Consider the following 11,489-nt stretch of genomic DNA (forward strand, 5'->3'; position numbering starts at 1 on the left):
TCTTGAGAACACTGAAGCCGTTTCTGCTCAAAAAAGCTACCTGCTAGGCCGTTTGCCGCAGTCGTTCCACAACCGTGGCCTTGCTAAGCATTCTATAGGAGAATAAGGTAACGGTATACGCAATCGCAGCCAGGACCGGAACGACCAGAATAAAGGGCAGCCAGCCCATATGGAAGACAGTAAAGGCCATGTTGTCCGCAATACTTTTGGAAATCCGGTAAGTCAGAAATACGCCTAAGGTCGAGGTGACCGACACGGTTAATAGCACATTGAACACCCCTTCGTACACCAGAACTTTTTTCAGTTGCCGCTTGGTCATGCCAATGCTCTCCAGCAGAGCGAATTCATTTTTTCGCGCAATGACTCCGGTAATCACCGTGTTGATATAATTAAGGACGCCAATGAGAGCAATGACGAAGCTGAGGCCGTAACCGATCGTCTGAAAAATACGGATAAATCCGCCAAGCTCCTGCCGATAGTCCTCTCTAGATTTGTAGGACAGTTCATCGCTTGATGCTGCAATAGATTTGGCGGTCTGCATAGCACTGTCGAGCTTGGCCGGGTCGACGTGGAGCGTTGCCGATAGAGCCATAGGCGGATCGCTTCCCGCAGGCAGCTCCCTGGTCAATTCTGAGGAAGGAAAAAAAGCATTATAGCCACAGGCTGTGAAGGATTGGGTAGTTGCGGCATAAAGAGCATCATTATGTAGAACAGCCATGACCTCATAGCTTTTGCCCAGACCCTCATACTTCACCTGGTCACCGGGATGGTAATAAGACTTGTAAGTATCCTCTGCCATGTTGGATTCGGTGATCAGCACATAGTTTCCGGAGGCGAATTTCTGCGGGTCAAAGCTGCCTTCAATGATATCCTTCTGCACCAGGTCATACCAGCCGGCATCCATGCCGTAGAGATTGAGCTGAATGAAGTTATTCTTAAGAACCGCTGCAAGAGCCGGGTCTGATGGAGCAGTCTCTGCCAAAGGCTTCAGCGCTCCAAGTATAGTGTCATCCATAGTATAGTTCTCAACTTTGAAATAGACACTGTCCACACGTTCAACAACGTCAATCTTCCCTAATGCGTCTATGAACGGCTTCGAAAGCTTATAGGGATCACCGGGCCGCTCGCCCGCGCTCTGCACGATAGCTCTGTTGCGGATAACTGCGTCACCGTTTATAAATGTGCTGAGGTACTTATTGACATCCAGCGATGAGATGACGGTAAAAATAATGCTGAACAAGATCATGCTTAAGGAGAGCGAGGTCAGCATAAGGAACAGCTTCCTTTTGTTGCGGAACAGGTTGGCGAAGGCCATGGCGTACAGCTGTGCCCCGCGTTTCGAACGTTTGTGCATCTTGCGCTTAGCGCTTACGCCTGCGAACCGTACAGCTTCTACAGGGGCAATCCGTGCAGCCATCCGGCCCGGCTTGCTTGCCGCGATCCATACCGTCAGGTAGGCGAACACGGCAGCCCCGACAAAGATCCACGGACTGGACGAATAAGCCGTTTCGGTGGGTTCGTCTGAAAAGCTGCCCAGCAGCGGAGACAACAACCGGCCCATCCCGTATCCGGAAGCGAGCCCGAAGGGCAGGCCGATCAGATACAGCACTTGGGACTGGATCGTAATGATTCTCTTGAGCTGCCTCGGCGTAGTTCCGATCGCCTTCAGCAGGCCGTAAAACTTGACATCCCGTACAACCGATATGTAAAAGATATTATAAATCAGCAAATATCCGCTTAGCATGATGATCAGAATGACCGCCAGATAAGGGACCAGATTGATGATATTTTCCGAGAGAGATGAAGCGGTGTAGGCCCAATTGATCCCAATTGGCACATCCAGGCCGGTATCCGCGAGCACTTTGTTCAGTTTTTTTTCGATATCCACGGCATTGTTGAACATTACGCTCAGTTCTGCGGTGTTCACATAGGTGTTGTTGGCCTTGTACTTTACCGGATCAATAGAGGACAGATTCTTCTGCACCCAAGCCTCAGAGACGAAAGCCAGTCCTGCCATCGACAAATTTTTGTCTGCCTCATAATATCCCGATACGATAAAATCCTGATGAATCACGCGCTCCCCGATATTAATATCCAGAGTCACCTGCTGGTCCAGCGCATGCTTGATGCCGAGCTTGTCCATCACCCAGGTATTCAGTACAACTTCATTCTCAGCGGCAGGCAGCCCGCCTTCGATAAAGTTAATAAATCCGTGCCTGGCGTAAGCCTCGTCGATCCGCTTAACCTCAACCGGGCTATCCTTGAAAACCCCATCCTCCAGGTCCCCTGCATTCAGGGAAACACCGTATTCCCGTATAGAGGGATGCTTCTTCAGGATCTCCACCTGGGCTGGGGTAAGATATTTGAAGCCTCCGTGAAAATCAGAGCCAACGGTTTTCATCTGGGTCAATTCCATGGATTTGTTAATGCTCAGGACCATGGTGAAAATGGAGGTGATGAGCAGGGTAGTCAGGATGACAGCGCAGATCACGGCCAGATTGCGCATCGGATTAGCTTTGAGGCTTTTCAGGGAGAGTCGGGTTACAATTTTACGGTTGTTTGTGCTGATCATAGCGGACTTGCTCCGCTGGAGGCAGCATGCCCTGAAACAATACGCCCGTCTTCAATGCGGATAATGCGGTCTGCGGTCTGGGCGATAGACTCGTTATGGGTAATCATGACAATGGTCTGATTGAATTTTTCACTCATCTGCTTCAGCAGAATCAGTACCTCCTGGCTGGTTTTGCTGTCAAGATTGCCCGTAGGCTCGTCCGCCAGAATGATCGAAGGTTTGGTGGCTAGGGCTCTGGCAATAGCTACCCGCTGCTGCTGGCCGCCGGAAAGATTGGAGGGCAGATTGTGGATTTTCTCCTGCAGGCCCAAAGCCCGGATCACTTCGTCCAGATAGGTCTGATCGATGCTGCCGCCGTCGAGTTCTATAGGAAGCAGAATATTTTCGAGTACATTCAGGATCGGTACCAGGTTGTAGCTCTGAAAGACGAATCCGACCGACCGGCGTCTAAAAATCGTCAATTTCTCGTCGCTCATCGCAAAAATATCGTTCCCGTCCACAAAAACCTTGCCTGCCGTAGCCCGGTCGAGACCGCCTAGCATATGCAGCAGCGTGCTTTTTCCGCTCCCGCTGGTGCCGACAATGGCCACAAACTCCCCTTTCTCCACGGACAGCGACACATCATCCAGCGCTTTTACAGTGGTCTGCGGGTCTTTTCCATAATATTTCTTCAGATGTTCGATTCTCAAAATAGGCATGAGTAGGTCATTCCTCCATCATCTTGGGTTATTCCTTAAGATATCAGACCAATCTAACCGGGCAGTGTCTGAAATCTGTCAGGATTGACACCATTAGATCTGGGGGAGGAAGATCGAGAGCTTCGTACCTGTGCCGACCCCGGAGGCCGCTGTAATAAAACCTCCCTGGAGGCTGATAATTTTCTGCGTTAAATAGAGCCCGATTCCGATGCCTTCGTATTCCCTGGCGCTGTGTCCCCGGTAGAACCGTTTGAAGATATGTTCAAGCTCATTCCCCGGAATCCCCATGCCTGTATCAGAGATATCAATACGAGTGAACATTTCATTGCCTCCGGCCGCAATCCGGATACTGCCGCCTGCTTCCGAATACTTCACCGCATTCTCCAGCAGGTTGAACAGTGCTTCGCTGGTCCACTTATGATCGTGGCGTGCTTTTGTCAGCGGATCACATGCAATTTGGACACTGATCCCCTTATTTTCCGCACGGGTATAGATGTGGGATACAGCGCTGGTAATCGTCGCAATAACAGGGGTGACCTCGCTCTGCAGGGTAATCATCCCCGTTTCCAGTCTGGATAATTTGACCAGTGAGGTGATCAGCCATTCGAGCTTTTCCGATTGCGACTCGATCTGGTTCAGCAGAAGCCGCGTATCTCCACCGAGTTCAGGCGTTTCCGCAAGCAGCTGGCTGTAGAGCAGGATATTGGAGAGAGGGGTCTTGGTCTGATGGGAGATATCCGAGATGAGCTCCTTGATGGTGTTTTTTTCGGTTTCCAGATTCTGCTCATTCGCTTGGTTAATCTCAATGTAACGTAACAATTTATGCTCCAGGGAAGAGAGACTGGTCTCGTCAAAATGGGTCAGCTTCTCCCGTCCATGAATCGCCCGGTCCACCATTTCATCTACTGAATTCATAAAGGCTGTAACCTGCCGCCGCAGCATCCAGTTCCACAAGGCTCCCAGGATCAGCATACAGGATACGAAGAGGACCGTCAGTTCCGTGAGTGCCGGCTGCTTCCCTTCCAGAAACACGACCCTTCCAGCGTAACCCGATACCAGAAGCACTAAAATTGCCGAAAAAATAAAGTTCCCCCGTTTGGAGCTCCGTACATCATTACGGCTGGTCATAGATTCGGTCTTTCCGCCCACATATACCCCAGGCCGTAGACGGTTTTGATGTGTTTCGGAGCCGAAGGCTCGTCCTCGATCTTGGCGCGCAGCCGTTTGATAGCTACCGTAAGTGCGTTCTCATCCACAAACTCAGCCTCCTGCGACCAGATCTTGTCGATTAACTGTTCTCTGCCCAGAATCATGCCGGGGTTCGTGACCAGTATTTTCAGCAGCTTCAGTTCGGTTTTGCTAAGGATTAAGGGTTCTGAATTCTTATAAAATTCCAGCCGTCCAAAATCAAAGCTCAAGGGGCCGAGTGTGAACTTATCCCCGCCGCGGGAGGAAGCCCGTTTGAGAACGGCCATGACTCTGGCCCGCAGGATCATCAGGCTGAAAGGCTTGGTAATATAGTCATCGCCTCCAAGCTCAAATCCAGTAACGATATCCGGCTCCAGGTCATTTGCGGTCAAGAAGATAATCGGTACCTGAGAGGTTCTACGGATTTTCTCACAGTAGTCTAATCCGCTTCCGTCAGGGAGATTGATGTCCAGAATGATCAGATCTATCTTAATAGAAGAAACGATTTGCTCCGCTGAGGCAATATCGTAGGCTTGCTGTATCGCAAAATCATTCTGGGCAAGGGTTAAGGCGATCCCTTTGTTCAGGCTTCGGTCATCTTCAACGATGAGTAGTGTCTTCATGGGTTATGCTCCTTTGCTGTGCCGCTTGCAAACAATAGCCAGATAAGGATGATTTCATGCTCCAGGCTGTTTACTTCCATATTATGTACAACGCTGCAGGATTACGCAATCCGAAGTTGGGGGTGCCGGAGAGTACGCTGTCCCCGCCCAGGCATCCTGCAGTCGCATAGCCTCCCCGACTAAGGTCCAGTACACAAAACCGTCCACGGTCTGTTTTGAAAGTCTGCGGTTTGCCCTAGAATAAGGCTATAAGGTTCAAGGTTAACGAAAGGCGGTGAGAAAAAATGCAAAGAAGACAAGGTAATGGACTTGCGGTTGTTCTGATCGTACTTGGAGCGATTATGCTGATGGGAATTGCCCTTCCGCTGATCCATGGAATGTTCAGACTCCTGTTCCCGGTATTGCTGGTTGTTCTCGGGTACTATGGAATTAAAAGCGGACGCAAGATTATCGGCTGGGTGGTGCTGTTCATCGGTGTCATGTCCCTGATCGCGAAGCTTTCCTGGATCATCGGACCGCTGCTCGGTATCGCGCTGGTGGTTTGGGGCATCTCGGTGCTGAAGGGTAGAAAAAACGGAACATATTAAGCATTCAAGGTTACTTAATAAGAAGCAGGGAGGGAGCCGAAAATCATGAGTGTTTTTCGCCGCATGAGGGATATTACCGTAGCTAACTTAAATGAACGACTGGAACAGAGCCAGGATCCGGTGAAGCTGATCGATCAATTTCTACATTCAACCCGTGAGGAAATCGCCGAAGCCGAGAGGCTGTACCAGCAATATGCAGCCCATACGAAGCAGCTGCAGCAGCAAGTAAATCAGGCGACGGCCATGAGGAACAAACGTGAAGAGCAGGCGCTGCTGGCGCTCAAGGCTGGCGAGGATAACCTGGCTAAGCTGGCGCTTCAGGAAAAGATTATTCACGAGGAAAAGCTGGAGCAGTACAGCGGTCTGCTGGAGCAGAGCCAGCAATCACTTTTTGAGCTTGAAGGCCAGCTGAACGAGCTGAAAATGGAGTATCAGACGGTATACAGCAAACGCCAGTATTATGCAGCACGGATGGAGTCGCTGCGGTTGCAGCAGCGCATGAACCAAAGAGCCACGGCCTATGGCAATGGCGGTGACGTTCCCAAAATGTTCGGCCGGCTGGAAGACCGGATGAGCGATTGGGAGCTGGAAGCGAAGAGTCTGCGCGATCTGCGCCGCATGGGCCAGGAATACGCCATTCAGGCAGGAGAAACCGTGGCGACTGTACTCGAAAGAGAGATGGCCCGCCTGAAGGAGAAGCTGAACAACGATGGAAAGGAGTAGTTCTATGACCCGATTGTATCGTTCAACCCAAGATAAGGTGATGACAGGGCTGGCAGGTGGATTGTCCGAAACGCTCGGCATCGACTCCACCCTGTTCCGGATTCTGCTGGTGGTTAGTATTCCTTTTACCGGCGGAGCTACCATTCTTGCTTATTTTGTCGCAGCGCTTATTATACCCAAAGAGCCGACCCAGTATAATCCTTTCGGACCTGGACCCGGCGCGCCGGGTGGCCCTTATGGCGGCCCTTACTCAGGAAGACCTGAGCATGGACGCGGACCGCAGGGCCCTCACGGACAGGGCGGATACGGCCCTTACGGCAGCCAGCCGGGCTACAACCCCGGTTATGATAAAGCGGGTGCCTACTCGGCACAAGACTCCGGTATTGATGCCATGATGAAGGATATTGAGAAGAAAGCCCTGCAAAAAGAAGTCGAAGAACTCAAACAAAAACTTGCCAAATACGAGAAGGGAGAAGTGTAAATTATGGGAGTATTTCAACGGATTAAGGATATGACAAAGGCGTCGGTAAATGACTTGCTGGATAAGGTAGAGGACCCAATCGTAATGCTGAATCAATATCTGCGCGATATGGAGGCTGAAATTCACGAAGCTGAGGTAACTGTAGCGAAGCAGATGGCCAATGAACGCCGCATGAAGCAGCGTGTAGAGGAAGCTGCGAAGGTATCCGGACAACGTGCAGCCCAGGCTGAACTGGCACTGAAGAATGGCCAGGAGGAAGTTACACGCAAGCTGCTGGAAGAAAAAATCTACTTCGACCAGAAGCAAGCCGAATACAGCGAGCTTCACGCTCAGGCGGAAGTGCAGGCCAAGGAATTGGTGCAGCAGCTTCATGATATGAAGGACGAATTCTACAAGCTCCGCAACAAACGCAATGAGCTGGTATCCCGTGCACAAATGGCCAAGGCCAAGAAGCAAATGTCGCAAATCAGCAGTGTTCATGCCATCGAGAGCGGCAGCGCATCTCTGGGCTTCCACCGGATGGAAGAAAAAATCATGCAGCTTGAAGCGGAAGCTGATGTCATGCGTGCCCCTTACAGCCCTTCGGCAACAGCATACAGCAAACCGGTTGATGCTGAAAAGCAACTGAAAGTGGAAGAGCAGCTCGCTGCATTGAAGAGCAAGCTGAACACCTCACCATCATCCCCTTCTTTGGATAAAAAAGAAGAATAAAGCCTGTTCCTAAATCATAGGCGGATATGATATGCTGATCAAGGTAAAGCCATACGGTATGGATCTTCCATACCGGTATGGCTTTTGTAGCGGGATGCGGGAAACATAAGGATACTGCTTACAAGAGAGTTGCTCCGCAAAACTTAAGGCTTATGCTTACGAAGAGAGTTGCTCCGCAAAACTTAAGGCTTATGCTTACGAAGAGAGTTTTGCTCCGCAAAACTTATAGGAGGTGCGAAATGGATAAACGGAACCGTATGCTTGCCATAGGACTGATCGGCGTCGGCTGCTTAATGATATTTGGCAGATGGCTCGGCTTTTTTTCCATTGTCGCGCTTCTGTTCCTGCTGCTCGGGATTTACCGGACAACGTCGGGCAAAGTCAAGCAAGGCTATAAGCTACTGGGAGTTGGCGCAGTACTGCTGCTGCTGGATCACCTGCTGCTGGTGCTCGGGATTTGCCTGATCTCTCTGGGGATGTTTTTTGTCAAATCCAGACGGATACAGCGCAGGGGCGGGTTTATGCAGAAGCAAAGCTTCTCCTCCAGATTTGACTGGGATCTGTCACCTTGGGTGATGAGCAGCCTGAGCGCCTGGCATGTGCTGGGTGAGGCGGATATTGACCTGTCGCTGGCGATGGCAGAAGACCGGGAGACCGTGATGCTGTTCCAGGGGATCTTTGGCGATACGGACATACACCTGTCCGAGGATTATGGCGTGGAGATCGAGGCATTTGTGCTGTTCGGCTCCATTGAATTCGGCAGCCACCGCGACGCGGGCATGCTAAACCGGCTGAATTGGAAGTCAGCTAACTACGATAGCTGTGAGCAGAAAGTGAAGTTTAATATTTCTTATATTATGGGTGACCTGGATGTGCGGGCAGATTGAGTGGTCTGACACGGAACCATGGAGGAGGGCTTCCCGGCATGGGCAAAAAAAGCAGTAATATGGTTACGCGCAGCATGGGGGAGGGAGCTCTTTTCTCTTTGGTCATGCTGCTCGTTTTCCTGTACATCATGTATACATATGGATATCTGCAGCCGTTTGAGAATTGGGAAATCGGTGTCCGGACAGCGGTATCACTAATATTGCTGCCGGTGGTGTTTGGTATCGTTTTCGGCTTTTACCAAGGATTCCGGACCAAGCGGAAGTTAGAGCTCCTGCGGGCGACACTGGTGGCTTGGGAGAAAGGGAATCTGACCCCGGCCATGCCGGAGCTGGGCAATGATGAGCTGGGCCGGCTTAGTGAGCAGCTTAGCCGGATCAGCGGCAAATGGGAGAACCAGGTGAATACGCTGCAGCGGCTCTCGACGAACAACGCCAAGCTGGCCGAGCAGGCCCGCGTCACAGCGATTATGGAAGAACGGCAGCGGCTCGCCCGGGAACTGCACGACGCCGTGTCACAACAGCTGTTCGCGATCTCCATGACGGCTACGGCAGTAGGGCGGACGCTGGAAAAGGACTTTGACAAGGCGCAGCGGCAAATTGCGCTGATTGAGGAAATGTCTGCCGTCGCCCAGTCCGAGATGAGGGCACTGCTGCTGCATTTGCGCCCGGTCTACCTGGAAGGCAAAGGGCTGCGGCAGGGGCTGCAGGAGCTGATTAAGGAGCTGGAGATCAAGGTCCCAATTGACATTGTGTTCGAGATGGACCCGGATGTACAACTGATGAAGGGCATTGAGAATCATTTGTTCCGCATCGTGCAGGAAGCTATTTCCAACACCCTGCGGCACGCCAAGGCGGAGAAGATGGAGATCCGTCTGCACCGCCGGGGCGACACTGTCCGCCTGACGCTGCGCGACGATGGAGTCGGGTTCGAGATGGATGAGAGCAAGCAGACATCCTACGGCTTGTCGAACATGCAGGAGCGGATTATTGAGACCGGAGGCTCGATCCAGTTCATTACCGCTCCGGGCAAAGGTATGCGAATTGAGATTACCGTACCATTAGTCAATGAATAGGAGGCAAGGGTACCATGGAGATGGAAGAAGCGCAGGCGATTAAAGTACTGCTTGTAGACGATCACGAAATGGTCCGGATTGGACTTGCTGCGGTGCTCGGCACCGAGGATGGGATCGAAGTGGTGGGTGAGGCAGGAAGTGGAGAAGAAGGCATACGGCTAGCTCAGGAATACAATCCTGAGGTGGTCCTGATGGACCTGGTTATGGATGGCATGGATGGGATTGAAACGACGAGACAGCTTCTGAAGCTGTACCCCGATTGTAAAGTGATTGTGCTCACCAGCTACCTGGATGACGAAAAGATGTATCCGGTCATTGAAGCCGGCGCGTTCAGCTATTTGCTAAAAACCTCGCGGGCCAGTGAAGTGGCGGATGCCATCCGCGCTGCTGCAAGAGGCCAATCGGTGCTGGAGTCGCAGGTTGCCTCCAAGATGATGAACCGGTTCCGCTCCAATGCCAAAGGCGGAGAAGCGCCGGCCTATAAGGAGCTTACCGAACGCGAGATGGAAGTACTGAAGCTGCTGGCTCAGGGCAAATCCAACCAGGATATCGCGGACCAGCTCATTATCGGGATTAAGACCGTGAAATTCCACGTGACGAATATACTGGCCAAGCTGGGTGTAGAGGACCGTACCCAGGCGGCCATTTATGCTTATAAGAACGGACTTGCGGAATAACCGCAGGTATATAATCTCTCTTCCTGGATATCCTGTTTAGTAGATTACTAGACCGGATAGAGAGGAAGATTGACGATGGGGAACCAAGGGATAAGAAGAGGTGCTGGCAAAGGGACACTGCTGCTGACCGGATTATGCTTGGCGGCTGTACTGCTGGCCGGATTCCGCAGTGCAGGAGTTGCCGGAGGTGAAGGTTCAGCCGGGGTGACAACATCGGCTGAAGACACCGCGTCATCCCATCGGTTTGCTCCCGCGGCAGTTGTACATACGCCCTCACAAGCTGCCTATTCCATCAGCTCAGCCCAGACTACATCTCAGGCCACGGCCGACAAGGGTACAGGCAGTCTCGCGGATTCTCTCGAACGTATAACCAGCCTTGGCGGTATAGCCACTCTGCCGGACTCACCGCTCCGGCTTGTCCTGAAGTGGCAAGGCGATTACAGTACCGGTACATCCGGCGTATCTGCTGCTGAGGCTGCACGGAACCTGGCGGCCCAGCTTGGGCTTGGAGCTGTCAGCCGGTCCGACGAAGACGGGCATATGACCTCCCGTGCGGGTGCCGCTCTGGACGGTGCACAGGTCACGCTGTTCTGGAGTGAGCTGGGAGGCGCACGCAGCTACGTCATTGTGACCTTTGAGACGGCGGATCTGCGGAAAGCGCCGGAGCTTCCGGCCGCTGCGGAGTCGGCCGGACAGCAGATGCTTCAGGCGGGCATTGCTGCTGAATGGAATGCTTCGCTGCAAGGGACTGCTAAGGCTCAGAGCGGGCCGGAAGCTGCACTATTTTCAATAGAACAATCGATCCAAGAACAGCTCCCCGGAATGACCCCGGAAGAGAGCTACGAAGACGACACTACATACAGCCGCTCCTACAGTGTGCCGGGCCTTGAGCGCGCGGTCAGCAGCGGAAGCCATTCCATTGCGCTACAGCTGGCGGTTCATAAGAACGGCAACAACAACACCAACCGGGTAACGCTCGGATTGCCTTTAATTACTATTGAATACTGAGCAGGGGGTTCTATACGAACTCCTTGCTAAACTATATTTTCCAGAAAAGCCGTTACACGGATATTATATCCTGAAGCCGGCTTTTTGTTATGCTTGAAGGCTGGCGGCCAAAACCTCTGATGCAGGCCTGCGTTTGCGGAGCTTTTGGCATGAGGGTATAATATGTTTGTGAATGCCGGACTGCACTGTCCTATAAGCGGGAGCACAAAAACAAATAAGAAAGAGTAATGGAAATTTGCGAAATCCCGAGAAAAACTGTCA

General features: G+C 52.0%; 12 protein-coding genes. 8 read left to right on the plus strand and 4 right to left on the minus strand.

What is annotated here, in order from left to right; translation table 11 throughout:
- Positions 1–43: 43 nt before the first annotated feature.
- The 4 genes from A3844_RS06430 to A3844_RS06445 form a co-directional block, all read right to left on the minus strand.
- Complete coding sequence (locus A3844_RS06430) at positions 44–2,572, minus strand: ABC transporter permease (RefSeq protein ID WP_074106954.1); 2,529 nt, start codon at positions 2,570–2,572, stop codon at positions 44–46.
- The gene (locus tag A3844_RS06435; protein ID WP_074083747.1) at positions 2,569–3,270 is read right to left on the minus strand and encodes an ABC transporter ATP-binding protein; all 702 of its coding nucleotides are present in this window, start codon (positions 3,268–3,270) and stop codon (positions 2,569–2,571) included. The genes A3844_RS06430 and A3844_RS06435 overlap by 4 nt, the downstream gene beginning before the upstream one ends.
- A 93-nt stretch (positions 3,271–3,363) precedes the next feature.
- Positions 3,364–4,398, minus strand: a complete 1,035-nt coding sequence (locus A3844_RS06440; RefSeq protein WP_074106955.1) for a sensor histidine kinase — start codon at positions 4,396–4,398, stop codon at positions 3,364–3,366.
- Complete coding sequence (locus tag A3844_RS06445) at positions 4,395–5,081, minus strand: response regulator transcription factor (RefSeq protein ID WP_074106956.1); 687 nt, start codon at positions 5,079–5,081, stop codon at positions 4,395–4,397. The genes A3844_RS06440 and A3844_RS06445 overlap by 4 nt, the downstream gene beginning before the upstream one ends.
- Before the next feature lie 284 nt (positions 5,082–5,365).
- Between A3844_RS06445 and A3844_RS06450 the strand changes: the two genes are divergently transcribed.
- The 8 genes from A3844_RS06450 (at position 5,366) to A3844_RS06485 (ending at position 11,228) form a co-directional block, all read left to right on the plus strand.
- Entirely contained in the window at positions 5,366–5,668 is a 303-nt protein-coding gene (locus A3844_RS06450; protein WP_074083750.1) for a hypothetical protein, read from the plus strand.
- Between the two features lie 45 nt (positions 5,669–5,713).
- A complete protein-coding gene (locus tag A3844_RS06455) occupies positions 5,714–6,391 on the plus strand; it encodes a PspA/IM30 family protein (protein ID WP_074083751.1) in 678 nt (225 codons plus the stop codon).
- Positions 6,392–6,395: 4 nt separating this feature from the next.
- Positions 6,396–6,872 (plus strand): PspC domain-containing protein, encoded by a 477-nt coding sequence (locus A3844_RS06460; RefSeq protein WP_074106957.1) that lies wholly within the window; start codon positions 6,396–6,398, stop codon positions 6,870–6,872.
- 3 nt (positions 6,873–6,875) lie between these two features.
- The gene (locus A3844_RS06465; RefSeq protein ID WP_074106958.1) at positions 6,876–7,583 is read left to right on the plus strand and encodes a PspA/IM30 family protein; all 708 of its coding nucleotides are present in this window, start codon (positions 6,876–6,878) and stop codon (positions 7,581–7,583) included.
- Between the two features lie 239 nt (positions 7,584–7,822).
- Positions 7,823–8,470, plus strand: a complete 648-nt coding sequence (gene liaF, locus A3844_RS06470) for a cell wall-active antibiotics response protein LiaF (protein WP_074106959.1) — start codon at positions 7,823–7,825, stop codon at positions 8,468–8,470.
- Positions 8,471–8,508: 38 nt separating this feature from the next.
- Positions 8,509–9,543: a sensor histidine kinase gene (locus tag A3844_RS06475; protein WP_074083755.1), complete on the plus strand. Its 1,035-nt coding sequence runs from the start codon at positions 8,509–8,511 to the stop codon at positions 9,541–9,543.
- A gap of 20 nt (positions 9,544–9,563) precedes the next feature.
- Positions 9,564–10,220, plus strand: coding sequence for a response regulator (locus A3844_RS06480; protein WP_074083863.1), 657 nt, complete (start codon positions 9,564–9,566; stop codon positions 10,218–10,220).
- Between the two features lie 75 nt (positions 10,221–10,295).
- Positions 10,296–11,228 (plus strand): YwmB family TATA-box binding protein, encoded by a 933-nt coding sequence (locus A3844_RS06485; RefSeq protein WP_074106960.1) that lies wholly within the window; start codon positions 10,296–10,298, stop codon positions 11,226–11,228.
- The last annotated feature ends 261 nt before the right edge of the window (positions 11,229–11,489 follow it).

This window comes from Paenibacillus helianthi, assembly GCF_001909055.1.
GTDB lineage: Bacteria > Bacillota > Bacilli > Paenibacillales > Paenibacillaceae > Paenibacillus_AQ > Paenibacillus_AQ helianthi.